This window comes from Streptomyces sp. NPDC088733, from assembly GCF_044751185.1.
GTDB lineage: Bacteria > Actinomycetota > Actinomycetes > Streptomycetales > Streptomycetaceae > Actinacidiphila.
Window position 1 is genome coordinate 62,215 of sequence record NZ_JBIVLH010000033.1, and the last position, 25,222, is coordinate 87,436.

A 25,222-nucleotide genomic window follows, 5' to 3' on the forward strand; every position below is an offset into this window, starting at 1 on the left:
CATGACCGTCGTCGAAGAGACCCCCGCGGCCGCCGTGAAGGACGCCGCGACGGCCACTCCCGCTGCCGCCGACGCCGCCGCGCCCGAACTCCCCGACCGGCCGCGCCGGATCGGCGGCGTCGACCGCAACGCGGTGCTGGCGCTCACCGGTGCCGCGGCCTCCGGCCTGTGCCTGGCGGTCCTGCTGTTCGGTGAACTCGCGCCGCTGTCCGGCGCGCTCGGCTTCACCGTCACCGCCTACCTGGCCTTCCTCGCCGCCTACGCCATCCTGACCGGCCTGGAGGACGACGGCCCCGCGATCCGCGACCGGGTGATGACGGTCGTGCTGTGGTCGGCCGCGACCGTGCTGTTCTCCGCGCTCGTCCTCGTCGTCGGCTTCACGCTGTGGCGCGGCCGCACGGCCCTGCCGCACGGCAACTTCTTCACCCAGGACATGCAGGCGGCGGGCCCCCTGGACCCGCTGAGCGCGGGCGGCATCGCGCACGCCATGCTCGGCACCCTGATCATGATCAGCATCGCGCTGGCCATCACCGTGCCGCTCGGCCTGGCCTGCGCGGTCTACCTCAACCAGGTCCCCGGACGCTACTCCCGCTTCGTGCGGACCATCGTCGAGGCCATGACGGCGCTCCCGTCCATCGTGGCCGGCCTGATGGTCTACGCGACCTGGATCCTCGGCCTCGGCATGCAGAAGTCGGGCCTGGCGGCGGCCTTCGCCATCAGCGTGATGATGCTGCCGATCGTGATCCGCGCCTCCGACGTCGTCCTGCGGCTGGTGCCCGGCACCCTGACCGAGGCCTCCGAGGCGCTGGGCGCGCCGCGCTGGCGCACCGTGTGGCACGTGGTGCTGCCCACCGCGCGGTCCGGCCTCGCCACCGCCGTCATCCTCGGCACCGCCCGCGGGGTCGGCGAGACCTCGCCGGTGCTGCTCACCGCGGGCTTCACCGCGGCACTCAACACCGACCCGCTGCAGGGCCCGATGATCTCCCTGCCGCTGGCCGTCTTCAACTTCGTCAAGTCCCCGGAACCCACCATGATCGCCCGGGGCTTCGGCGCGGCCGCCGTGCTGATGGCCCTGGTCCTGGTGCTTTTCGCGATCGCCCGCGTACTGGGCGGCCGGGGACCGGGTCAGCAGACCAAGCGCCAGGCGCGCCGCACGGAGCGTGCCTCCCGCCGCGACGCCGAGCGCTTTGACCAGCTCCACGCCCCCGCCCTTTCCGTGCTCGGTGCAGCCACCGCCACCGCTTCTGGAGACAACGACTGATGCGCAATCCCCTCACCGGACGGCACACGGCCGTCCGGGCCAGATGGCGTGCCCTGAGCGCGCTGGCCGCGCTGTTCGGCGTGCTGGCCGCCGTGGTCGTGCCCGCGGCGCAGCCCGCCGTGGCCGACGCCGGCTACACCCCGATCGCCGGCGCCGGTTCCACCTGGGCCGAGAACGCGGTCGACGAGTGGCGCCGCGGCGTCAACCAGTACGGCATGCGGGTCAGCTACTCCGGTACGGGCAGCTCCGACGGCCGTCGCCAGTTCCTCAACGGCCAGGTCGACTTCGCGGTCTCCGACATCCCGTTCCAGACCAGGCCCACCGACGGCTCCGCGGCCGAGAACCCGGCCAAGGGCACCTACGCGTACATGCCGATCGTGGCCGGCGGCACCGTCTTCATGTACCACCTCACGATCAACGGCAAGCGGGTCGACAACCTGCGGCTGTCCGGCGACGTGGTCACCAAGATCTTCACCCGCGCCGTCAGCTACTGGGACGACAAGGCGATCGCCGCCGACAACCCGGGCGTGAAGCTGCCGCACCGCGCGATCATCCCGGTCGTGCGCTCCGACGGCTCCGGTTCCACCGCGCAGTTCACGATGTGGATGGCCGACCAGCACAAGTCGCTGTGGCAGGCCTACTGCGGCAAGGTCGGACGCTCCGGCGCCTGCGGCCAGACCTCGTACTTCCCGACCCTCCCCGGCATGATCGCCCAGTCCGGCGACCTCGGAGTGGCGGGCTACGTCGCCCAGGGCTACGGCGAGGGCGCGATCGGCTACGTCAACTACTCGTACGCGCTGAACGCGCACTTCCCGGTCGCCAAGGTCCTCAACCACGCGGGCTACTACACCGAGCCCACGGCGCAGAACGTCGCCGTGTCGCTGCTCAAGGCGCGGATCAACACCGACAAGAGCTCCGCCGACTACCTCACCCAGCAGCTCGCGGGCGTCTACAACGACAGCGACCGGCGCAACTACCCGCTGTCCAGCTACTCGTACATGATCCTGCCGCTCAAGGAGCAGGGCACCTTCACCAAGGCCAAGGGCCGGACGCTGGGCGCCTTCTCGTACTACTTCATGTGCCAGGGCCAGCAGCAGGCGCCCCAGCTCGGCTACTCGCCGCTCCCGATCAACCTGGTGCAGGCCGGCTTCGACCAGATCCGCCGCATCCCCGGCGTCAAGACCCAGTCCATCAACATCAAGGGCTGCAACAACCCGACCTTCAGCGCGGACGGCCACAACCGCCTTGCCGAGACCGCCCCGTTCCCGAAGGCCTGCGACAAGAAGGGCGCTGCGCCCTGCACCAACGGGAGCGGCGGCGCCAAGGGCGGCACCGGCTCGTCCTCCGGCGGCTCGGGCAGCTCCGGCGGCGCCGCCACGGGCGGCGGCTCCACCGGCGGCACCGGAACCAGCGGCGCCACGGGCGGCACCGGCGGCACCCCCTCCGTCGACCCCGACACCGGCCAGAACGTCGCCGCCGACGGCGGCGCCACCGGCGGTACCGGTACCTCCGGCGGCGCCACCGGCACGGTCGCGCTGGCCCAGCCGGTCACCGTCGCGGCCCAGAGCGGCTGGGGCGGCGCCCAGACGCTGATGCTGCTCGCCGTGATCACGCTGCTCGGCCTGGTGCTGCTGCCCGCCGCCGTCTCCCAGATCCTGCGAAGGAGATCCCGATGATGCGCCGGAACACCCGGGGGAGCCGCGTGCGGCGGCTCCTGGCGCGCCTCGCCGCCGGTGCGGCCGTCGGCGCCCTGCTGGGCGGCCTGGTCGCCCAGGCCGCGCAGCCGGCCGTCGCGGCGGACCCGGGGAACTCCGCCGTCAGCGTCAAGGGGCGCGGCGAGTTCAAGGACATGACGTTCACGGTCAGCCAGACCAAGCACCTCACCAGCCAGGCCGTCACGGTCTCCTGGAAGGGCGGCACGCCGACCACCTTCGCCGGCACCCAGTTCAACACCGACTTCGTGCAGATCATGCAGTGCTGGGGCGACGACGACGGCACCGTCCCCGGCAACCCCGGCCCGTCGCGCACCCAGTGCCAGTACGGCGCCTCGCCGACCACCGGCCGCGGCACCTGGCCGGGCAACGCCCTGGACGACACGCGCAACGTGTTCTACAGCGCCGACCCCACCAACTACGGCCAGGACAGCCAGTACGGCGCCGCCAACCCCAACGCCCCCGGCGAGGTGCCCTTCAAGGCGGCCGACGGCACGCTGGTCACCAGCAACCTGCAGAACAACCGGCTGTACAACTACAACACCACCAACGAGGTCGACTTCGCCCGCACCAGCGCGGACGGCTCCGGCAAGGAGTTCTTCGAGGTCCAGACCGCCTACGAGGCCCCGCACCTGGGCTGCGGCATGCCGGTCACCAGGAACGGGCACAGCGTGCCGCGGTCCTGCTGGCTGGTCATCGTCCCCCAGGGCCACCTCGACCTGGACGGCAAGCCGTACGCCGACCACACCCAGGTCAACGCCGGCTCGCCGGTCTCCTCCACCAACTGGAAGAACCGGATCGCCGTCAGGCTCGACTTCAACAAGGTCGGCGCCACCTGCCCGCTCGGCTCCGACGAGCGCCCCACCAGCGGCAGCGAGCTGGCCTCCGACGCCATCACCAGCTGGCAGGCGGCCCTCTGCCCCACCGGCAAGGTCTACGGCTACACCGAGCTCGGTGAGCCCGACGCCCGCGCCCGCCTGGAGAACGACGGCAGCAGCGGCCTGGTCTTCACCACCCGGGCGCTGAACGCCACCGACGACGCGTCCTACGCGCCGGTCGCCCTGTCCGGCGTCGTCATCGGCTTCACCATCGAACGCCGCGCCAGGGCGGGCGCCCCGGAGTCGGTGCGCAGACTGACCGGCACGAAGGTGGAGTCCATCGACCTCACCCCGCGCCTGGTGGCCAAGCTGCTCACCGAGTCGTACCGCAACTCCACCTGGGGCTCGGTCACCGGCTCGGCCTCCTCGCCGGTGGCGGCCAAGGGCTACGGGTGGGCCCTGAAGAACCCGGACGGTCTGGCCAGCGACCCCGAATTCCTCAAGTACAACCCGGAGTTCGCGCAGCTGTCGGTCTCCGAGACGCCGGCCACCGACACCGACCTGATCACCGCCCTGGGCCACTCCGACTCCGCCCGCGCGGTGTGGAAGTGGATCGCCTCGGACCGGGACGCCCGCCGTTTCCTGTCGGGTATCCCCGACGACTGGGGCATGACGGTCAACCCGTACTACAGCACCAACCCGGACATGAACACCTCCGGGGTCTTCGACCTCGCCCGGGACGACTTCCCCAAGAGCGACCCCTGGTGCACGGTCCCGCCCGGGGCCAACACCAAGCAACAGCAGTGCATGACCGACTTCCACCCCTATGTGGACGACATGCACTCCGGTGCCGTGCACACCCGCCGCGCCGACACCCTGTGGAAGTCCACCTGGGACGACCTCGCCAGCCCGCCGGCGTACAAGAGCCCGGGCCCGCAGACCGTCGGCTCGCGCTTCGTGCTCACCCTCACCGACGCCGCCTCGGCGGACCGGTACAGCCTGCAGACCGCGCGGCTGCTCAACGCCGCGGGCACCTTCACCGCGCCGACCGCCAAGTCGCTCACCGCGGCCTCCGCGAGCGCGACGGGCGAGGCGGTCCGCGAGATCGACCCGGCCGCGGCCAAGGCCAAGGACGCCTACCCGCTGGCCCAGATCGTCCACGCGGCCGTGCGCCCCGCGGCCCTGGACGCCGACGCCCGCAAGGACTACGCCGGGCTGCTCCGGTTCGCCGCCGGCTCCGGCCAGACCACCGGTACCGGTCCCGGCGAACTCCCGCCCGGCTACGCCCCGCTGCCCGCCGCCCTGCGTGCGCAGGCCGACCAGGCGGCCGACCGGATCGAGGCCTTCAAGCCCGCGCACTCCGCGGGCCACGACGACGGCACGACGGGCGGCGACACCGGCGGCATCGGCGGCACGGGCGGCCTCGGGACGACCGGCGGCACCGGGGACACCCCGGCCCCGCCGTCGGCGAGCCCCGCGCCGAGCGTCAAGCCGTCCTTCGACGGCGGCGACGCGGTCGAGGTCACCGCGGGCGGCACCACCCCCGCCGACCCGGCCGACACCCTGCGCTGGGCCGTACCCGCCGGAGCGGCGCTCGGCGCCGTCGCCGCGGTGGGCGCGCCCTTCGCGGGCGGGGCCAGGCCCCGGCTGCCGCTGCGCATCCCGCTCCCCGGCGGCCGCGCGGTGACGCTGCTGCCGGAGGAGGCGGTCCTGCGGGAGGTGTTCGGGCGGCTGCGCCGCCGCCTCGGACGGTGACCCGCGCGGGCGGCCGAACTGCCGCCCCCACAAACGGCCGTCCGCCCCGAAAGGCAGTCGGGGCGGACGGTTGGCACCACCCTGCCAGATTCCTGGCAACGACCGGTTTCACGTTCATGAGCAGGAGACCTTTCATGCGCTCTACGCGCCTTACGTCGGTGGCCCTCGTGGCCGCCGTCGTGGCCGGCGGCCTGGCTCTCGCGAGCCCGGCCCAGGCCGACCCGGATGCCGGTGCCTTCCGCCAGCTGGTCGGCGTCGGCTCGGACACCACCCAGGACGTGCTCAACGCGCTCGCGGGCGACACCGTCAACGGCAAGAGCTACGCCGGCACCGCCGTGTCCGCGGGCGGCGCCCGCATCGCGTCCTACGACGCGGTCGGATCCGCCACGATCACCACCCACGACAAGGGCGTCGCGTTCGTCCGGCCCAACGGCTCGGGCAACGGACGCATCGCTCTGAGCGCGTCGCTGTCCGGCAGCAAGTACCCCAACGGCGACGGTGTCGCCATCAAGGGCCAGGTGAGCTTCGCCCGTTCCTCGGGAGGCCCCAGCGCCAGCGGTACCGCCCTCACCTACATCCCGATGGCGCGGGACGCGGTGGGCGTCGCCGCCCGAGGTTCCGCGCTGCAGAACCTGACGGTCGACCAGCTGCACGACATCTACAACGGCACGCTGAAGGTGGTGGACGGTCAGGCCGTCACCCCCTTCATCCCGCAGGCCGGCTCCGGCACCCGGAAGTTCTTCGTCGCCGCGCTCGGCCTCAACGACAACGACGTGGCGAAGGTCGCCACGGTCGTCCAGGAGAACCAGGCGGACGACGCCCTCAAGGCGGACGGCGCCCTGGTTCCGTTCTCCGTCGCCAGCTGGATCGCCCAGAACAACGGCATCGCCCCCGACCACAGCGCCACCGCGCGCGCCGGCGGCGCCTACCTGGCCAACATCCAGTTCGCCAACGAGCAGGGCGCCACCTCGCCGGTGACGAAGGTCAACGGCAAGCTCGCCCCGGTCGCCGGCTACTACGACAACGCGACCTTCGGCCGCGACGTCTACAACGTCGTCCCGACCCGGGCGATCGACCCGACCAGCGTCTTCTTCGACAAGGCGCTGTACGACATCTTCGTCACCAGCGGCAGCCACACCGCGGCCCTGGCCTCGGACACGGCCGAGGACGTCATCGACGACTTCGGCTTCATGAACGAGCCCTACAACGGCTCGGTCAGCCTGGCCCGGCACGCCAAGCAGGGCGGCCTGGAGGACGGCACCCAGGTCCAGCTGCCGGCGACCCCCGTGGTCAAGGCCACCCTCGGCAGCGGCAGCCTGAAGCTCAGCTGGGCGGCCCCCGCGGCCGACGGCGTCCCGGTGACCGACTACCGCGTCCTGATCAGCCGCGCCGACGGCTCGATCGTGGTCAACAAGGACCTGGCGGCGACCACCACCTCGTACACGGCGACCGGCCTGACCGCCGGCACGTACTCCGCCATCCTCGTCGCGAACAACCTCGTGGGCACGAGCGAGAAGGCGGCCACCTGGACCGGCGCGGTCCGGTTCTCCAGCAGGACCACCGCCGCGGCCGCCGCGACGGCCTACGGGCGCACGCCGCGGATCGCCGTCACCGTCACCGGCAGCGGCTCGGCCAAGCCGAGCGGCAAGGTCACGGTGAAGGAGGGCAGCTCCACCCGCGGCACCGCCGTCCTCGACAGCCACGGCAAGGCCTCGGTCGCGCTCTCCAGCCACCTCCCGGTCGGTACGCACACGCTGACGGTGTCCTACGCCGGCAACGGCGGCCTGTACACCTCCACCGCCACCGTGCGGCTGACGGTCACCAAGGCCACCGCCGCGGTGTCCACCTCCCACCCGACCTCGGTCAGCCACACCAAGCAGGCCAAGGTCTCGGTGAAGGTCACCGCCTCGGGCACCGTCCCGAGCGGCAAGGTGCAGGTCTTCGACGGCTCCAAGGTCGTCGCGACCCACACCCTGAGCGGCGGCAAGGCGACCGTCACCCTGCCGAAGCTCAAGAAGGGCACGCACACGCTCCACGTGCGCTACCTGGGCTCCACGACGGTGAACGCCCGCAACGGCGCGAACTTCACCATCAAGTCCACCTGATCCACCTGCCGGGGAGGCCGCGTCCGCGCGGCCTCCCCGGCGCCCCCCGACCGCATCCGCAGGAGGCAGACCGCCGTGACGGTCGTCGCACCGAACCCGCCCCGTATCCGTGAACGGGGCGCCACCGTAACGCTGTCCCTCGCACGGATACCCCCCGCACAGCACCTCGCCCGGGGAGCGCTGCTGACCCTGGCCGCGCTGCTCCTCGGGCTCACCGCGCAGCTGCTGGTCGTGAGCCACCTGGAGTACCGGGCCGCGCAGCACGGGGCGTTCGACGCGCTGCGCGCGAACCTGGCGCTGGGCACCGCGCCCGTCGCGCAGACCGACCAGGACGGCAAGCTGCTCGCCCCGGGGACCCCGCTGGCCCTCATCGACATCCCGTCCCTGGACGTGCGCGAGGTGGTCCTGGAGGGGACCGACTCCCACGTGCTCGCCGACGGCCCCGGCCACCGCCGCGACACCCCGATGCCCGGACAGGCCGGCACGAGCGTGGTGATGGGCCGAGCCGCCGCGTACTCGGGTCCCTTCGGGCACCTCGCGCGGCTGCGGGCCGGCGACCCGCTCACGGTCACCACCGGTCAGGGCAAGGTCTCCTACCGCGTCATCGACGTCCGCCGGGCCGGCGACCCCGCGCCCGCGGCCCTCGCCGCCGGCAAGGGCAGGCTCGTGCTGGTGACCGCCACCGGCCCGTCCTATCTGCCGGCCGGTGTGCTGCGGGTCGACGCCGAGCAGGTGTCCGCCACCGTCGAGAGCCCGGCCGCCGTCATCCAGCCCGGCACCCTGCCCGACTCCGAGCAGCCGATGGCCGCCGGCACGGGCGTGCCGTGGCCGCTGGTGATGTGGCTCCAGGCGCTCGCCCTCGTCTCCATCGCCGCCGTGTGGGCCTGGCACCGCTGGGGCCGCCACCAGACCTGGATCGTCTTCCTGCCGGTGGTGGCCGTCGTCGGCCTGAAGGTCGCCGGTCAGGTCACCCAGCTGCTCCCGAACCTGCTGTAGAGGAAACCCACCATGACCGACATCGCCGCGTCCGCGGGGCCCGTCCCCGCCTCCGACGCCCCCGCAGCCCCCGACGCCTCCGGCGCGCCCGTGGAGCTCGTGAAGACCGCCGCGCCCGCCGAGGGCGCCGGGGTGACCGACACCGCCGTCCTGCCGGCTGTGACCGCAGTGACCGCAGTGACCGCAGCGACCGGAGCGACCGGCGCCGCCCCGGCCCCGGCCGAGCTGGAGGCGCGTGCCGTCTCCGCCTGGTTCGGCGACCACAAGGTGCTGGAGCGGGTCTCGCTGACCATGCCCGCCGGCGAGGTCACCGCCCTCATCGGCCCGTCCGGCTGCGGCAAGTCGACGTTCCTGCGGACCCTCAACCGGATGCACGAGATGATCCCGTCCGCCGCCCTGTCCGGCGAGGTGCTCTTCGAGGGCGAGGACATCTACTCGCCCGGCCGCCGCCTCACCGACGCGCGCCGCCGGATCGGCATGGTCTTCCAGAAGCCGAACCCGTTCCCGGCGATGTCGATCTACGACAACGTCGTGGCGGGCCTGAAGCTCACCGGCTCCCGCGCCACGCGCCGGGAGAAGGACGAGCTGGTGGAGGAGTGCCTGAGCCGCGCCGGCCTGTGGAAGGAGGTCCGCGACCGGCTGCGCAAGCCCGGTGGCGCCCTGTCCGGCGGTCAGCAGCAGCGTCTGTGCATCGCCCGCTCGCTGGCCGTGCGGCCGCGCGTGCTGCTGATGGACGAGCCGTGCTCCGCCCTGGACCCGACCTCGACCCGGCGCGTCGAGGAGACGATCATGGAGCTGGCCGGCGAGGTCACCGTCGTGATCGTCACGCACAACATGCAGCAGGCCGCGCGCGTCTCCGCGCAGTGCGCGTTCTTCCTCGCCGAGCAGGGCACGCCCGGCCGGATCGTCGAGCACGGTGCCACCGAGGAGATCTTCGGCAACCCCTCCGACCAGCGCACGGCCGACTACGTGGCGGGCCGCTTCGGGTGATCCGGGCCACGGTGCCGGAGCGGAATAGGAGGGTGGGTGGACTCGTTGGGCGGGGTGGTTGAATAATCAACCACATAGATCGAAGCGACGGAGGAGGACGAGGCCGGTGCAGTTCGGGATTTTCTCAGTGGGTGACGTCACCGCCGACCCCACCACGGGCAGGACGCCGAGCGAGCACGAGCGGATCAAGGCGATGACCGCGATCGCGCTCAAGGCCGAGGAGGTGGGGCTGGACGTCTTCGCCACCGGCGAGCACCACAACCCGCCCTTCGTGCCCTCGTCGCCGACGACGATGCTGGGCTGGATCGCGGCCCGCACCGAGCGGCTGATCCTGTCCACCGCCACCACGCTGATCACCACGAACGACCCGGTGAAGATCGCCGAGGACTTCGCGATGCTCCAGCACCTGGCGGGCGGCCGCGTCGACGTGATGATGGGCCGCGGCAACACCGGCCCGGTCTACCCCTGGTTCGGCCAGGACATCCGGCAGGGCATCCCGCTCGCGGTCGAGCACTACGCGCTGCTGCACCGGCTGTGGCGCGAGGACGTGGTGGACTGGGAGGGCCGCCTGCGCACCCCGCTGCAGGGCTTCACCTCCACGCCGCGGCCGCTGGACGGCGTCCCGCCGTTCGTCTGGCACGGCTCCATCCGCTCGCCGGAGATCGCCGAGCAGGCCGCCTACTACGGTGACGGCTTCTTCCACAACAACATCTTCTGGCCGTCCACCCACACCAAGCGGATGGTCGAGCTGTACCGGACGCGGTTCGCGCACTACGGGCACGGCACGCCGGAGCAGGCGATCGTCGGGCTCGGCGGTCAGGTGTTCATGCGGAAGAACTCGCAGGACGCCGTGCGCGAGTTCCGCCCGTACTTCGACAACGCCCCGGTGTACGGCCACGGCCCGTCGCTGGAGGAGTTCACCGAGCAGACCCCGCTGACCGTCGGCTCGCCCCAGCAGGTCATCGAGAAGACGCTGTCCTTCCGCGAGTACGCGGGCGACTACCAGCGCCAGCTGTTCCTGATGGACCACGCGGGACTGCCGCTGAAGACGGTCCTGGAGCAGCTCGACATGCTCGGCGAGCAGGTCGTGCCGGTCCTGCGCGAGGAGTTCGCCAAGGGCCGCCCGGCCGGTGTGCCGGACGCGCCCGACCACGCCTCGCTGGTCGCCCGGCGGGACGCGGAGTCCGCCGCGGCCGCCGCCGCGGCCGAGAAGGAGACGGAGGACGTCCGATGAACCGCGGACCGGTCAGGCTCGTGGTGGTCTCCGCCGGGCTGAGCGTCCCGTCGTCCACCCGGTTGCTCGGCGACCGGCTCGCCGAGGCCGTGCGGCTGTCCGCCGCCGACGCCGGCCGCCCGGTCGAGGTACGCGTGGTCGAACTGCGCGACCTGGCCGTGGACATCGCCAACAACCTCGTCACCGGCTTCGCCGGGCGCGCGCTGGCCGAGGCGATCACCGCGGTCACCGAGGCCGACGGGCTGATCGCCGTCACGCCGGTGTTCAGCGCCTCGTACAGCGGGCTGTTCAAGTCCTTCTTCGACGTGATCGACAACGACGCGCTCGCCGGCAAGCCCGTGCTGATCGCCGCCACCGGCGGCACCGCCCGGCACTCGCTGTCCCTGGAGCACGCACTGCGCCCGCTCTTCGCCTACCTGCGCGCGGTGGTCGTGCCGACCGCCGTCTACGCGGCCTCCGAGGACTGGGGCGGCAGCGGCGACCCGCTGACCGACACCCTGCCGACCCGGATCGGGCGCGCCGCGGGCGAGCTGGCCGGGCTGCTGGTGACGCGGCCGCCCGCGCCCCGTTCGGCGGCCGATACGGTCGTCCCGTTCGAGCAGCAACTGGCCGCCCTGCGGCCCGAGTAGGAAGAAGGGCCGCACCATGGCAGCACGTGTCGCGGACAACCCGGACAAGTCACGCTTCGAGCTCTTCGACGCGGTGGACGAGGGAGGCGAGGAGGAGCTCGCCGGCTTCGCCGAGTACCACCTGTACAGAAACGAGATCGCGTTCATCCACACCGAGGTGGACCCCCGCTTCGGCGGCCGGGGCCTCGGCGGGGTGCTCGCCCGCGCCGCGCTGGACGCGGCGCGCGACCGGGAGCTGCGGGTCCTGCCGTTCTGCCCCTTCATCCGGGCCTGGATCGGCAAGCACCCGGAGTACGTGGAGCTGGTGCCCGAGGGGCAGCGCGCGCGCTTCGGCCTCTGAGCCGCGGTCCCGGGCGGGCGGGCGAACGGGCGGGGAGGGCCGGAATGAAGCAGGTTGGTTGAATGTTAAATCAGCCGACGGAGGTCCGGCCCCGGACCCCGCACCGTTCCAACGAGCGAGGAGCGTCCCATGCCCGCCGTGACCGTGGAGAACACGCTGCTCCTGCCCCGCGTCGCCGAACCCGACCCGGCGGCCGCCCAGCAGCGCCCCGTACGCACCGTCACCACCGCCCCGCGCGGTTACGAGGGCGAGGGCTTCCCCGTGCACCGGGCCTTCGCCGAGGTCTCCCCGCGCATCCTCGACCCGTTCGTCCACATGGACCAGATGGGCGAGGTCGAGTACGCCCCGGGCGAGCCCAAGGGCACCGCCTGGCACCCGCACCGCGGCTTCGAGACCGTCACCTACATGATCGACGGCCGCATGGAGCACCAGGACTCGCACGGCGGCGGGGGCACCATCGCCGACGGCGCCACGCAGTGGATGACGGCCGGCAGCGGCATCCTCCACATCGAGACGCCGCCGGAGGAACTGGTCGTCTCCGGCGGGCTGTTCCACGGCATCCAGCTGTGGGTCAACCTGCCGCGGGCCCACAAGTGGAACCCGCCGCGCTACCAGAGCATCGAGGGACCCGAGGCCGCGCTGCTGTCGTCCCCGGACGGCGGCGCGCTGGTCCGCGTCATCGCCGGCGACGTCGCCGGGCACCACGGACCGGGCAGCACCTTCACCCCGATCACCCTGGTGCACGCGACCCTGAGCCCCGGGGCCCGCCTGGTCCTGCCCTGGCGTTCCGACTTCAACGCCCTGGCGTACGCGCTGTCGGGGCGCGGCACGGCCGGCGCCGAACGGCGCCCGCTGGACGCGCACCAGCTCGCGGTCTTCGGGGCGGGCGACACCCTGACGCTGGAGGCGGCCGCCCACCCGGACAGCCGCACGCCCGACCTGGACGTGCTGCTGCTCGGAGGCCGTCCGATCCGCGAACCGGTCGCGCACTTCGGGCCGTTCGTGATGAACACCAAGGCCGAGGTCCTGCAGGCGATCGAGGACTTCAACAAGGGCCGGCTCGGCTTCGAGCAGGCGCCCCGCATGCCGCACACCGCACCCGGAGAGGAGCTCACGTGAACCCCGTTCGTTTCGAGTCCCACGAACCCTTCGAGTCCTTCGAGTCCTTCGCGGATGCCGAGGAGACCACGGCGGAGCGCTGGGAGCGCGCCGGGCTCTTCTTCGAGGCCAAGGAGTACACGGAGGCCGCCCGCCTGCTGACGGACGTGGTCGAGGAGGTCCCGGAGCAGGTCGCGCCGCGCCTGCTGCTGGCCCGGGCGTACTACCACTCCGCCCAGCTCGGCCGCGCCGAGCAGCAGTTGCGGGCGGTGATCGAGCGCGACCCCGTCGAGCACTACGCGCACCTGATGCTGGGCCGCACCCTCCAGCGGCAGGGGCGCGGCGACGAGGCGACCCCCTGGCTGCGGCTGGCCGCGGCCTTCTCCGGGGAACTGCCGCCGGAGGACTGAGGCCGTCCCCGCGGTGCCGCGCCACCGCCTCGAGGCCGGGCAAAATGCCCGGCCCGGGCGGTGGCGCGGCACATGTGTTCCCCCGGACATCGGTCGGCAACGGGGGAAATCATGTCCGGACCATCACGCGCGTCCTCGGCGCTCGGCTGGGCGCTCACGATCCTGTGCACCATCGTCCTGCCCGTCGTGACCTACGACGTGCTCACCGACGCGGGCCTGCCGGAGTTCTCCGCCCTGCTGATCTCCGGTGTCCGGCCGGTGCTGGGGACGGTCGTGTCGCCGGCCTGGCGGCGCAAGGCGGACGAGTTCGCGATCATGACCTTGATCTTCCTGGCCATCTCCGTGGTGGTCACCGTTGTCGGGCCGCACTCGACGCGGCTGCTCCTGGTCAAGGACTCGGCCGTGACGGGGCTGTTCGGCGTGGTCCGCCTGGGCAGCCTGCTCGCGCCGCGGCCGCTGATGTTCTGGTTCGGCCGGAGGTTCGGCACCGACGGGACCAAGGAGGGCGCCGCGCGCTTCGACGGCCTCTGGCAGTACGCCGGCTTCCGCCGTGTCATGCGCACCATGACCGTCGTCTGGGGGACGGCGTACGTCCTGGAGGCCCTGACCCGCGTCGGTCTGTCGTACCGGCTGTCCACCGCCACGATGGTGACGCTCAACTCGGTCCTGGCGTACGCCGTCACGGCCCTCCTCGTCGCCTGGACCGTCCTCTACGGCCGCCGATGGCCGCCCGCGGCCAGGAGCGCGCCCGGCAGGCGGCGGCCCCGGAAGCGGAGGGCGGGTCGGCGGCATCGGCCGGGTCCGGCGGGGACGGGGCATTCGGCAGTCCGGGCGTCTTCAGGACCCTCCGGAGGCGCCACGGGGTCCCCCAGCGCGCGCCCGTCATGGCGGGACGGTAGACCAGCAGTCATGGATACCACGCACGAACAGCGCAGGCCGGTGGTGAGCACGGGGAGCGGCTCCGTGCGCGGGGTGGTCGAGGAGGGCGGGGTGACCGCCTTCCGCGGGATCCCCTACGCGGCGTCGCCGGTGGGCGACCTGCGGTTCGGCGCGCCGCGCCCGCACCCCGGCTGGAACGGCGTGCGGGACGCGGCGCGCTCCGGACCCGACGCCCCGCAGCGGCGCAGCCGGATGGAGGCGGTCCTGGGGCCGCACGAGCCCCATGTCGACGAGGCCGGCTGCCTCAATCTCAACGTCTGGGTGCCCGACGGCGCCCTGGACGCCGGCGCGCCGCCCCGGCCGGTGCTGTTCTGGATCCACGGCGGCGGCTTCACCAGCGGTGGGGGCGGCTGGGACCTCTACGACGGCGGCCGGCTGGCGGCGCTCGGCGGGATCGTGGTCGTCACCGTCAACTACCGCCTCGGCCCGCTGGGTTATCTGCACCTGCCGGACATCGGGGCCGACAACCCCGGCAGCCAGGACCAGGCCGCCGCGCTGCGCTGGGTGCGGGACTCCGTCGCGGCCTTCGGCGGCGACCCCGACCGGATCACCGTCGGCGGCCAGTCCGCCGGGGCGTACTCGGCGCTCGGCCTCGCGCTCGACCCGGGGACGCGCGGGATGGTCCGGGGGGTGATCGGCGAGAGCGGCCCGTGGGCGCTGGAACCGCAGGACCCGGCGGAAGCGGCCGACGCCGCCGCGCACTACCTGCGCCTGGCCGGGGTCGCCGCGGCGTCCGAGCTGCGGGCGCTGCCCGTGGAACGCCTGCTGGAGGCGTACGCGCGCCTCGTGGTGGAACGCGCACAGCCGGGCAACACCGCGCCGCCGACCTACCCGGTGCGCGGCGGCGCGCTCGCGGCGACGGGATGGCGGGAGGCGGTGACGGGCGGCGCCCTGCGCGGCACGAACGTCCTGCTGGGCCGTACGCAGGACGAGATGACCGCCTTCTTGTCCATCACGTCCTTCGACGCGCCCCTGGACCTCGTCGCGGACCAGGTCTTCGGCGCGGGCATCGCCGAGATCGCCGGGCAGTGCGCCCGCGACGGGTCCCCCGCGTACGTGTACCGCTTCACCCGGCGGACGCCCGGGGACGGCACCATCGGGGGCACCCCTCTGGGCGCCACGCACTGTGCGGAACTGCCCTTCCTCTTCAACAACTTCCACAGTTTCCGGGACGCGCCCACGCTGGGACGGGTGGACGCGGCCGACCTCGACCTCGGGCGCGCCTTCGCGGGGGCCCTCGCCGCCTTCACGGCGACGGGCAGCCCCAACGGGCCGGGGCTGGAGCCGTGGGGTCCGTGGGAGTCCTCTTCGGCGGGAGCGGAACCGGAGCCGGAGGCCAAGCGGTTCGGTCCCGCTTCCCGATAACCCTTTCGGGGGATCGTACAGATATTCGAACACGGGATACGCTGCTCTGCATGTCGACCTCACACGACGAGCCAGCGCTCTTCTCCGACCCCGACCTCGCGGCTCCCGCCCCGGTCCGGGGACCCGCGCCCTCCCTCGACCCGTTCCACGCCCCCGCCGCCGGTCCCGCGGCCGGCCGGACGGCGGGGGAGGAGCGGGAGCCGATACGCCCGCGCGCCGCGGTCTCCGGCTGACGGACGGTCCGCGGTTCAGCCGCCGGCGCCGCTGTCGTACCCATCGGGCCGGCCCGGCCCCCGCGGCTGCGGGGACCGGGCCGGGAGCGCCGGTCGCGGGCGGCGGGCTCAGCGGGCCGCGCCGGAGGGTGCCACGGGGAGCGGCACGCCCTCCGGGCGGGCCGGCGGCGGGGCGATCACCGTCTCGTCGTGGGTCATGTCGGGCAGCCAGTTGAGCCACGAGGGCAGGTACCAGTTGCGCTCGCCCAGCAGCGCCATCACCGCGGGGAGCAGGATGCCGCGGATGACGGTGGCGTCGATCAGCACCGCGAAGGCCAGCCCCACGCCCATCTGCTTCATGCTCTGCATCGACAGCGTTCCGAAGATCGCGAACACCGCGACCATGATGAGCGCCGCACTGGTCACCACGCCCGCCGTCGTGGTGATGCCGTGCCGGATCGCTTCCTGGGTGCTCAGACCGCGCATACGGGCCTCGCGGATCCGGGAGACCACGAACACGTGGTAGTCCATGCTCAGCCCGAAGAGGATCACGAACAGGAACAGCGGCAGCCAGGCCACGATCGCGCCGACGCCCTCGGCGCCCACCAGGCCCGCGCCCCAGCCGTGCTGGAAGACCACGGTGAGGATGCCGTAGGCGGCGCCCACCGAGAGCAGATTGAGCACGATCGAGGTCAGGGCGATGGTCAGCGACCGGAAGGAGAGCAGCATCAGGAGGAAGGCGAAGACGACGACGAAGGCGAACACCGGGGGCACGGCGGCCCCGATCTTGTCGGTGAAGTCCATCGACGCGGCTGTCGACCCGGCCATGGGCGCGGTGACGCCGGCGACCTTGCCGAGCGTGTCGGGACGGACCTGGTCCCGCAGGATCCGCAGCGATGCCTCGGCCCTGGTCTCGTCCGTGCCGCCGGTCAGCGGCACCTTGAGGACGGCGACGTTCTCCTTGGGGTGGGTCTCGGTCTCCACCGGGCCGGGGCTGGCGCCCTTGGCCACCGCCTCGTGGCTGAAGGCGTCGATGGCCCGGCGCACCTCGGGCGCGGAGATGTCGGAGGCCTTGACGACGACCTGCGCCGGCTCGGGACCACCGGGGAACGCCGCTGAGATGTCCTCGTAGGCGCGGACGACCGGCAGCTTGTCGCCGAGTTCCTGACTGAGGGTCAGGTTGGCGGTGTTCAGGCCCACCGCCGGCAGCGCGATGGCGATCAGTGCCCCGCCGGCGATCGCGGCGGACACGGCGGGGCGGCGCAGGACACCGCCGAGCACGGTGCCCCAGAAGCGGGACTCGCCGCTGCGGGCCCGGCCGCGCCGGCGCAGGAAGGGCACCCGGCCCTTCTCGACCCGCTCGCCCAGCAGGGACAGCAGCGCCGGGAGCACGGTGACCGAACCGAACATCGCGACGGCCACCACCATCATCGTGGCCAGGCCCATCGCCTTGAAGTCGCCGATACCGGTGAAGAGGAGGCCCGCCATCGCCACGATCACCGTCACGCCGGAGACCAGGATCGCCCGTCCGCTGGTCGCGGCGGCGATGCGCAGCGCGGTCTGCGGATCGTGTCCGGCCTCCCGCTCCTCCCGTTCACGGCGCAGGTAGAACAGGCAGTAGTCGACACCGACGGCCAGACCGACCAGCAGCATCACGGAGTTGGCGGTGTCGCTCATGTGCACCGCGTGGCTCACGACCGCGACCAGGCCGCTCGTCGCCAGGAAGGCGGTCATGGCGAGCGCGACCGGCAGCAGTGCGGCCACCAGGGCGCCGAAGGCGATCAGCAGGATGCCGAGCGCGACGGGCAGGGCCGAGTACTCGGCCCGCTGGAAGTCGCTGCCGAAGGCGTCGTCGAACACCTTCTGCGAGCTGGCCTCGCCGAACTGCTCGACGGTGAAGTCCGCGTGCCGGTCCTGGACGCCGTGCACGGCGTCGACCACCGGCTGCACACGGTCGGGCGCGGTGTCCGGGTCGCCGCGCATGTCGAACTTCACCAGGGCCGAACGGCCGTCCGCGGACACGGCCTTGATGTCGTACGGCGACTGGACGGCGGTGGCCTCACCGGTGCCCTTCACCGCCGTGATGACGTCGTCGACGGTGGCCCGGAAGGCCGGGTCGGTCGCCTTCACGGCCGCCGCCCCCGACGCGGCCCGGACGAGCACCATCTCGCCGGCGGGCCCGTTGCTCAGCCCCGCGTCGTCCAGGATCCGTACGGCCTGGCCGAATTCCCCCGGGACCTCCTCGCTGTCCGTCACGTCGACCCGGCCGGCCATCGAGCCGATGGTCAGCGCGAGGGCGACGAAGAGCAGCCAGCCGCCCACCGCCGTCCACCGGTGCCGGGCGCTCCAGCCGCCCATGGCGGCGGCGATCCCTTGCTTGCCGTGTGCCGTACTCGCGGTACGGACGCGGCCGTGTGCGCTTGCCACGGTGTCGAACCCCCTCGGAGCCGGGCCGTGGCACCTCACCACCGCCTCGACCACGACGTTATGGGCCTCCGGATCGACGCCCCATCCGGCTGACCGGTGACTCCGCGGCGGGTTTCTCCTCCCCGGGAAGTGGGGTAAACCCCCGCCCCCAGGTGCCGGTGTCCCCTACACGCACCGCCTGTCCACGGGTCTTCCGGCACGTGGTGGCGGTGGGGTCACCCCCCGGTCGTCCCCCGGTCGTCCACCCGCGCGGCGGGCCCGGGTCACTGGCGGTAGCCGGCGAGGAAGCGGCCGATGCGGCTGATCGCCGCGTCGAGGTCGTCGGCGCGGGGGAGGGTGAGGATGCGGAAGTGGTCGGGGCGCGGCCAGCTGAAGCCGGTGCCCTGGACCACCTGGATCTTCTCGCGCAGCAGCAGGTCCAGTACGAACTTCTCGTCGTCGTGGATGCGGTGCACCTTCGGGTCCAGACGCGGGAACGCGTAGAGGGCGCCCTTGGGCTTGACGCAGGAGACGCCCGGGATCTCGTTGAGCTTCTCCCACGCGCGGTCGCGCTGCTCGTGCAGCCGCCCGCCGGGCAGCACCAGGTCCTTGATGCTCTGCCGCCCGCCTAGGGCGGCCTGGATCGCCTGCTGGGCGGGCACATTGGGGCACAGCCGCATGGAGGCCAGCATCGTCAGGCCCTCCAGATAGCTCTTGGCGTGCTGCCGCGGTCCGGTCACGACCAGCCAGCCCGAGCGGAAGCCGGCGACACGGTAGGCCTTGGACAGCCCGCTGAAGGTCAGGCAGAGCACGTCGGGGGCGAGCTGTGCGGCCGTGTGGTGCACGGCGTCGTCGTAGAGGATCTTGTCGTAGACCTCGTCGGCGAAGACGACCAGGTGGTGCCGGCGGGCCAGGTCGAGCATGCCCTCCAGCAGCTCGCGCGGATACACCGCGCCCGTGGGGTTGTTGGGGTTGATGATCACCAGTGCCCGGGTGCGGCCGGTGATCTTCGAGGCGATGTCGTCGAGGTCGGGGAACCAGTCGGCGGACTCGTCGCAGACGTAGTGCACCGCCTTGCCGCCGGCCAGATGGGTCACGGCCGTCCACAGCGGGAAGTCGGGCGCCGGGATCAGCACCTCGTCGCCGTCGTCCACCAGGGCCTGCACGGCCATCTGCACCAGTTCGGAGACGCCGTTGCCGAGGAAGACGTCGTCCACGTCCACCTCGGCGAGGCCGCGCTCCTGGTAGTGCTGGGCGACCGCGCGGCGCGCCGAGAGGATGCCGCGCGAGTCGCTGTAGCCGTGCGAGGCGGGGAGGGTGCGGATGATGTCCTGGAGCAGTTCCTCGGGGGCCTCGAAGCCGAACAGCGCGGGATTGCCGGTGTTGAGCCGCAGGACGCTGTGCCCGGCCTCCTCCAGTGCGTTGGCGTGCTCGATGACCGGACCGCGGATCTCGTAGCAGACCTCGGCCAGCTTGCTCGACTGCTTGTACTCCATGCGACGGCCTCCCGGTCCGGTCCCGCACCCCGCTGTGTCAGGCACAGGCTACTGCTTGGTTTTACCAAGTACGAGCTTGGAAAGTCCAACTCTTTGTCTACACTGGGATCATGCCGCGCCGAAGTTACGACCAGTACTGCGCCGTCGCCCGTGCCCTCGACACGGTCGGCGAGCGCTGGACGCTCCTGATCGTCCGTGAGCTGCTCGCGGGCCCCCGCCGGTACACCGATCTCCACGCCGACCTGCCCGGCGTGAGCACCGACGTCCTCGCCTCCCGGCTGAAGGAGATGGAGCGCGACGGCCTGGCCACCCGCCGCCGCCTGCCGCCCCCCGGCGCCGCGTACGTCTACGAACTCACCCCGCGCGGCCGGGACCTGCTGTCCGTCCTCGGTGCGCTCGCCGCCTGGGGCGCCGCCGAACTGGGCGAGCCCCGCCCCACCGACGCCGTCCGCGCGCACTGGGCCGCCGTGCCCCTGATGCGCCGGCTGGCCGCGCTCCCCGGACTGCCCGGCGGAGTGGTCGAGGTCCGCCTCGACGAGGGCGCCTTCCACATCGAACTCGGCGGCATCACCCCGGCGTACGCGGACGGACCCGCCAAGAGCCCCGACGCGGTCCTCGCCCTGCCGGCCGGCGCCCGCGCCCTGCCCGACGCGCTGGGGGACGGAGCCGCGGAGGTGACCGGGGAGGGTCCCCTCGCGGAGGCCCTGCGCGGGGCCGGGGCCTGAGACCGCGGGGTACCGTGCTCCCATGGGACGCCGCAGCGTGGAACTCGGCCGGGTTCAGGAGACCCTGCTCATACCGCTGTTCGCCCGCGCGGCCGAGACGGCCCGGCGGCGGCCGCTGACGCGCGACCCGAAGGCCGTGGAGCTGGTGGAGTCCCTGGACTACGACTTCTCCCGCGTCGGCGGCGGCCTGAGGCTCCTCGGGGCGGTGTTCCGCGGCGTCATCCTCGACGCCTGGGTCCGCGAGTTCCTGGACGCCCACCCCGCGGGGACGGTCGTCGAGCTGGGCTGCGGCCTCGGCACCCGCTACGAGCGGCTGGACAACGGCACCGCCACCTGGGTCGAAATCGACCTGCCCGATGTCATCGCGCTCCGCCGCGAGCTGCTGGAGGAGAGCGGACGGCGGCGCATGGTGGCCGGCTCCGTCACCGAACCCGGCTGGACCGCCGCCGTCGGGGCCGCGCCCGGCCCGTACCTCTTCGTCTCCGAGGCCGTGCTCGTCTACCTCACCGAGGCGGCGGTCAGGACCGCGATCGGGCTGGTCACGACGCATTTTCCCGGCTCCGTCCTGCTCATGGACACCGTCCCCGCCGCCGTCGCCCGCCGCGAGCGCGCCGTCAATGTCGCCTGGAGCTGCGAGGACCCGCGGGAACTCGCCGACTGGGGACTGCGGTTGCGTGACTCGCGCGCCCTGTGGGAGCTGCCGCCGGAGGCCCGCACCCGCCTCACCCCGGGACGCCGGGTACTCAGCGGACTCCTCAACCACCTTTCCGCAAAGGGTGGTTCACGCTTCAGCCGGTTCGACATCGACTGAGCAAAGGCCCTTGGCCCCCGTCGCGGCGCCCCGGTACCGTCGTCGCCGGGGGTGGGGGGATGACGTCGACGGCTGGGCGGCCGGCAGTGGTGGCGTACGCGACGCGACCGGTCGCGCTGGTGGCCCTGGTGCTCGCGGCGGTCCTGACCGCGCTGTCGGGGCGGTACGGCTTCCACCGCGACGAGCTGTACTTCCTGGTCGCCGGCGACCACCCCGCCTGGGGCTACGTGGACCAGCCCCCGCTGACCCCGCTCGTCGCGCGGCTGTCGACGTCCGCCTTCGGCGACAGCCCGGCCGGGCTGCGCGTCGCGGCGACCGCCGCGTGCGCCGCGATCGTCTTCCTGGCCGCCGCCATCTGCCGCGAACTGGGCGGGAGCCGCCAGGGACAGGTGCTCGCCGCCGTCTTCACAGGCGTCTCCGGATTCATCCTGGCCGTCGGCCACATGGTCTCCACGGCCACCCTCGACGTGCTCGCCTGGCTCGGGGTCTGCTGGTTCGTGCTGCGGCTGCTGCGCACCGGGGACGGCCGGTGGTGGCTCGGGGTCGGCGCGGCCGTCGGCGTCGGCCTGGAGAACAAGTACCTGGTGGTGCTGCTCGTCCTCGCCCTGTTCTGCGGGCTGCTGCTCACCGGGCCGCGCCGGGTCCTGCGCGGCCCGTGGCCCGCGGCGGGTGCCGCGCTCGCACTGGCGCTGGCCCTGCCCAACCTGTGGTGGCAGGCCCGGAACGGCTGGCCGCAGCTCACCGTCGCGGGCGGCATCAGCACCGACGACGGCATGGAGAACCGCCTGCTGTTCGTCCCCGAGCAACTCCTCTACCTCTCCCCGGTGTTCGTCCCCGTCTGGATCTCCGGCGGCCTGCGGCTGTGGCGCGACCCGGAGCTGCGCTGGGCCCGCTCCTTCGCACCGGCCTACCTGATCCTGTGCGCCCTGGTGCTCGCGAGCGGCGGCAAGCCCTACTACGCGCTCCCGCTGCTGGTCGTCCTGCTCGCCGCGGGCTGCGAGCGCTACGCCGCGAAACCCCGGGACACGGTTCTGCCGGTCGCGCTGACGGCCGTGCTGACCGCGCTGCTGTCGCTGCCCGTGCTGCCGGCGGGCGCGGTCTCCGTCGTGAACGCCATCAACGCAGAGCAGGGCGAGCAGATCGGCTGGCCCCGCCTCGCGGACGCCACCGCCGAGGCGTGGGCCCGCATCCCCGAGGCGGACCGCGGCCGCGCCGTCCTTCTCGCCCAGAACTACGGCGAGGCAGGTGCCCTCGCCCACTACGGCCCCTCGCGCGGCCTGCCCGCCCCGTACTCCGGTCACATGAGCTTCTACGCCTGGGGCCCGCCCCCGGACTCCGCCGACGGTCCCGTCCTGCTGGTCCGCCAGCGCGACGCCGACGGCATCGAAGCCCACTTCACGGGCTGCCGGCAGGTCGGCACGGTCGACAACGGCCACGGCGTCGACAACGAGGAACAGCAGGCCGCCATCGTCCTCTGCGACGGCCCCGCCGCCCCCTGGTCGACCCTCTGGCCGTCGCTGCGGCACTTCTACTGAGCCCCGGGGCGGCCAAAAGGCGGTGTGACCTGAAACGTCGCGCACCCTCCTTCCATACGGCCGTTCCCATGTCCCGGCCGCTTCTTCACGATCGCCGGTGGCCCGGAACGCCCGCCACCGGCACGCCGCATACCCGCGGAACGCAATAGAATTTCGGTGCCGAATTCCGAATGGCATTGGCGCGGATATCCATCGGGAAATCGTGAAGGTTGGCCCGGCCGGATCCTCAATGTCCGCGGATCGTAACTGCTCATCAGTGGTGCTGTCACGGCGCCATTTCTGGCTGGCGTCGTGCCGGAATGCATTGCCAAAGTGGGGTCCGTGACGGGGAGAAGCCCCGGCACGGAAAAGAAAGCAGGCACGTCATGAAGGTCTCGACCGCACTCCGCGCCATACCCGTTCTCGCTGTGGCGCTCGCCGCCCTCACCGCGTGCGGGCCGGAGACCGGCAAGGCCGCCGGAAGCTCTTCGGATTCCTCTTCGGGGGCGGCCCAGGGGTCCTCGTCGTCGGCGGGTGTTGCTTCGCCCACCTCCCGGGGCGATCGCAGCGGGGAGGACTCACCCTCCGACGGGGCCGTGACGACGGACCGTTCGGGCGCGCAGGACGCGGACTCCGAGGCGGTTCGCGACGGTGGGCCCCAGCGGTGCACCTCGGAACACCTGCGGGTTTCCGTCGAGAACCAGGACAGTGGCGTGGGCAGCACGCACTTCCAGTTGGTGTTCCGGAACACGGGCACTGCACCGTGCACCCTGGCGGGCTTCCCCGGGGTGTCCTTCCGCGGCCGTGACGGCGCCCAGATCGGTGCGGCCGCCGACCGTGCGCCCGGAATGCGTGCCACGAGTGTCACCTTGATCCCCCGTGCCCACGCGGCCGTCGACGCACAGGCGCTGAACGGGCAGGCCGGACTCTCCGACGCGCAGTGCCAGTTGACGAGCGTGTCCTTCCTGGCCGTTTTCCCGCCGGAGTCGCGGGAGCAGATCGACGTGCCGTGGAAGACCTCGGAGTGCGGCGTCCGTGGCGCACACGGCCTCCAGACCGGCCCGGTCCACCCCGTCCGCTGACCCCCGATACGGGAGCCGCCCCCCCGGCGCCACTGTTCCCGGCCGGCCCCCACGTCGGGGCCGGCCCCGCCTCCTTTGGAGCCCGTCACGGGATACGGCTCAGTCGCCGGCTTCGAAGTCGAGTCGCCGGGCGTCGTCGGGGAGCCGGGGGACCGGGGGTCCGTTGCGCCAGCTGTCGTCGCACGCCGGCACGGCATCGACGAAGGGCCTCGGCGGGCGAGGCCGGGACGCGGATCTCGCTGCTGCCGCGGGGCGCACTTGGTGCGGTGTCGTTCGCGGTGTCGCACAGGTCGCACGGGTGTGTCCCCAGGGCGGCGTTGACGTACTGGCCGTGCAGGATGCGGTCGAGTTGTTCCTCGAAGCCGGCAGGGGGCAAGCCGGCGTCGAAGGGGTGGTCGGCCGCGAGCCAGCCGACGTTGATCCGCGTGCAGCGGGGGGTGAAGGTCACCGCGCGAGTGCCCTCGCCCTCCCGGAAGGTGTCTTCCGGCTCGTCGACGTAGGGGCTCAGGTCTACGTGGAAGGTCACCGCTGATCTCCAGCAGGTCCTGTCGCGCCGCCCGCGGCGGCCGCAGGGAAGGCACGATGGGGAACCGCATGGCACCGGGTCGCTTCGGAGCGGTTCGGCCGGCCGCGACGAGTGCGGCGACGCCGTCCCCGGTCGGGGTGGACGACCCGCCGTGTGGTGCAGCGCTGCGTGCCCGCGCCGCCCCCCGCCCCCAGCGGAAGGCCTCAGGCGGCCGACCAGGTGCGGAACACGGCGGCCTGGCCGTGATGGGTTCCGTCGGCGTCCGTCAGATTCCACATGCAGACGTCCTCGATCCGGAAGATCCGGCCGTCCTTGCGCAGCCGCAGCCCCCGGTATCCGTCGGCGTAGCCGAGGGCGTTCACCGACGCGAGCAGCGCGTCCCGGTCCGGCTGTGCCTCGGGCGCTGCCGACCGGCGCGAGGGAAGGCCGATGAACTCCTCCCAGGTGTAGCCGAAGGACCGCTGCGCCGTGCGGTTGGCGTAGACGAACAGCGGGTCGGCCGACGCATCGTGCGCCAGCAGCCCGAAGGGCGCCTTCTCGTACAGCCACCGGGCCGCTTCGGCGTCCGACGCCCACACCGGCGGGCCCAGGCTGACGCCCACCAGGCGGCGGTAGCTGCCCAGGAGGAGGCTGGCGAAGCACGGATCCCCGCGCCGGTCGGACGGCGCGGGGATCCGCGGGGAGGGGTCAGTCACCGTTCTCGACCCAGCTCATGAGCTTGCGGAGCTTCTTGCCGGTGGTCTCCAGCAGGTGGCTCTCGTCGGCCTTCTTGTACTCGTTGTACTTCGGCAGGCCGGC

21 protein-coding genes and 1 pseudogene are annotated in these 25,222 nt (G+C 72.8%); 17 read left to right on the top strand and 5 right to left on the bottom strand.

Going from position 1 to position 25,222, the window contains the following annotated elements:
- The first annotated feature begins 1 nt into the window (after position 1).
- The 13 genes from pstA (at position 2) to ACIP64_RS37570 (ending at position 15,885) form a co-directional block, all read left to right on the top strand.
- Positions 2-1,261: a phosphate ABC transporter permease PstA gene (gene pstA / locus ACIP64_RS37510; RefSeq protein ID WP_401596217.1), complete on the top strand. Its 1,260-nt coding sequence runs from the start codon at positions 2-4 to the stop codon at positions 1,259-1,261.
- The gene (locus ACIP64_RS37515; protein WP_401596220.1) at positions 1,261-2,937 is read left to right on the top strand and encodes a phosphate ABC transporter substrate-binding protein PstS; all 1,677 of its coding nucleotides are present in this window, start codon (positions 1,261-1,263) and stop codon (positions 2,935-2,937) included. Before pstA ends, ACIP64_RS37515 begins: the two co-directional genes overlap by 1 nt.
- Positions 2,934-5,546 (top strand): hypothetical protein, encoded by a 2,613-nt coding sequence (locus ACIP64_RS37520; RefSeq protein WP_401596225.1) that lies wholly within the window; start codon positions 2,934-2,936, stop codon positions 5,544-5,546. The genes ACIP64_RS37515 and ACIP64_RS37520 overlap by 4 nt, the downstream gene beginning before the upstream one ends.
- A 134-nt stretch (positions 5,547-5,680) precedes the next feature.
- Complete coding sequence (locus tag ACIP64_RS37525; RefSeq protein ID WP_401596228.1) at positions 5,681-7,651, top strand: Ig-like domain repeat protein; 1,971 nt, start codon at positions 5,681-5,683, stop codon at positions 7,649-7,651.
- Between the two features lie 75 nt (positions 7,652-7,726).
- Positions 7,727-8,647, top strand: a complete 921-nt coding sequence (locus tag ACIP64_RS37530; protein WP_401596231.1) for a sortase — start codon at positions 7,727-7,729, stop codon at positions 8,645-8,647.
- 225 nt (positions 8,648-8,872) lie between these two features.
- Positions 8,873-9,637 carry a phosphate ABC transporter ATP-binding protein PstB gene (gene pstB / locus ACIP64_RS37535; protein ID WP_401596268.1) on the top strand — a complete coding sequence of 255 codons (765 nt, stop codon included), beginning with the start codon at positions 8,873-8,875 and terminating at the stop codon, positions 9,635-9,637.
- A 106-nt stretch (positions 9,638-9,743) separates the two neighbouring features.
- Positions 9,744-10,871 carry an LLM class flavin-dependent oxidoreductase gene (locus ACIP64_RS37540; RefSeq protein ID WP_401596233.1) on the top strand — a complete coding sequence of 376 codons (1,128 nt, stop codon included), beginning with the start codon at positions 9,744-9,746 and terminating at the stop codon, positions 10,869-10,871.
- Positions 10,868-11,500 (top strand): FMN reductase, encoded by a 633-nt coding sequence (locus tag ACIP64_RS37545; RefSeq protein WP_401596236.1) that lies wholly within the window; start codon positions 10,868-10,870, stop codon positions 11,498-11,500. Before ACIP64_RS37540 ends, ACIP64_RS37545 begins: the two co-directional genes overlap by 4 nt.
- Before the next feature lie 16 nt (positions 11,501-11,516).
- Positions 11,517-11,840, top strand: a complete 324-nt coding sequence (locus ACIP64_RS37550; protein ID WP_401596238.1) for a GNAT family N-acetyltransferase — start codon at positions 11,517-11,519, stop codon at positions 11,838-11,840.
- 129 nt (positions 11,841-11,969) lie between these two features.
- Positions 11,970-12,959: a pirin family protein gene (locus tag ACIP64_RS37555; RefSeq protein ID WP_401596241.1), complete on the top strand. Its 990-nt coding sequence runs from the start codon at positions 11,970-11,972 to the stop codon at positions 12,957-12,959.
- A complete protein-coding gene (locus tag ACIP64_RS37560) occupies positions 12,956-13,348 on the top strand; it encodes a tetratricopeptide repeat protein (RefSeq protein WP_401596244.1) in 393 nt (130 codons plus the stop codon). Before ACIP64_RS37555 ends, ACIP64_RS37560 begins: the two co-directional genes overlap by 4 nt.
- A gap of 111 nt (positions 13,349-13,459) precedes the next feature.
- Positions 13,460-15,652 carry a VC0807 family protein gene (locus tag ACIP64_RS37565; protein WP_401596247.1) on the top strand — a complete coding sequence of 731 codons (2,193 nt, stop codon included), beginning with the start codon at positions 13,460-13,462 and terminating at the stop codon, positions 15,650-15,652.
- A 50-nt stretch (positions 15,653-15,702) separates the two neighbouring features.
- Entirely contained in the window at positions 15,703-15,885 is a 183-nt protein-coding gene (locus ACIP64_RS37570) for a hypothetical protein (RefSeq protein ID WP_401596249.1), read from the top strand.
- A 108-nt stretch (positions 15,886-15,993) separates the two neighbouring features.
- Here ACIP64_RS37570 and ACIP64_RS37575 read toward each other — a convergent pair whose 3' ends face one another.
- Both ACIP64_RS37575 and ACIP64_RS37580 read right to left on the bottom strand, forming a co-directional pair.
- Positions 15,994-18,222: an MMPL family transporter gene (locus tag ACIP64_RS37575; protein WP_401596270.1), complete on the bottom strand. Its 2,229-nt coding sequence runs from the start codon at positions 18,220-18,222 to the stop codon at positions 15,994-15,996.
- A gap of 332 nt (positions 18,223-18,554) precedes the next feature.
- Positions 18,555-19,766, bottom strand: coding sequence for a pyridoxal phosphate-dependent aminotransferase (locus ACIP64_RS37580; protein ID WP_401596251.1), 1,212 nt, complete (start codon positions 19,764-19,766; stop codon positions 18,555-18,557).
- Positions 19,767-19,873: 107 nt separating this feature from the next.
- Between ACIP64_RS37580 and ACIP64_RS37585 the strand changes: the two genes are divergently transcribed.
- The 4 genes from ACIP64_RS37585 to ACIP64_RS37600 all read left to right on the top strand — a co-directional run bounded on the left by ACIP64_RS37585 (position 19,874) and on the right by ACIP64_RS37600 (position 23,898).
- Positions 19,874-20,491 carry a winged helix-turn-helix transcriptional regulator gene (locus ACIP64_RS37585; RefSeq protein WP_401596273.1) on the top strand — a complete coding sequence of 206 codons (618 nt, stop codon included), beginning with the start codon at positions 19,874-19,876 and terminating at the stop codon, positions 20,489-20,491.
- 22 nt (positions 20,492-20,513) lie between these two features.
- On the top strand, positions 20,514-21,302 hold the full coding sequence (locus ACIP64_RS37590) for a class I SAM-dependent methyltransferase (protein ID WP_401596254.1): 789 nt from the start codon (positions 20,514-20,516) through the stop codon (positions 21,300-21,302).
- 59 nt (positions 21,303-21,361) lie between these two features.
- Positions 21,362-22,837 (top strand): glycosyltransferase family 39 protein, encoded by a 1,476-nt coding sequence (locus tag ACIP64_RS37595; protein ID WP_401596257.1) that lies wholly within the window; start codon positions 21,362-21,364, stop codon positions 22,835-22,837.
- 365 nt (positions 22,838-23,202) lie between these two features.
- The gene (locus ACIP64_RS37600) at positions 23,203-23,898 is read left to right on the top strand and encodes a DUF4232 domain-containing protein (RefSeq protein WP_401596259.1); all 696 of its coding nucleotides are present in this window, start codon (positions 23,203-23,205) and stop codon (positions 23,896-23,898) included.
- A gap of 85 nt (positions 23,899-23,983) precedes the next feature.
- Here ACIP64_RS37600 and ACIP64_RS37605 read toward each other — a convergent pair whose 3' ends face one another.
- The 3 genes and pseudogenes from ACIP64_RS37605 to ACIP64_RS37615 all read right to left on the bottom strand — a co-directional run.
- Positions 23,984-24,424, bottom strand: coding sequence for a hypothetical protein (locus tag ACIP64_RS37605; RefSeq protein ID WP_401596262.1), 441 nt, complete (start codon positions 24,422-24,424; stop codon positions 23,984-23,986).
- 203 nt (positions 24,425-24,627) lie between these two features.
- Positions 24,628-25,119, bottom strand: a complete 492-nt coding sequence (locus ACIP64_RS37610) for an MEKHLA domain-containing protein (protein ID WP_401596264.1) — start codon at positions 25,117-25,119, stop codon at positions 24,628-24,630.
- Positions 25,112-25,222 (bottom strand): annotated as a pseudogene (locus tag ACIP64_RS37615) (ketol-acid reductoisomerase); the annotation flags it as partial. The gene ACIP64_RS37610 and the pseudogene ACIP64_RS37615, both read right to left, overlap by 8 nt.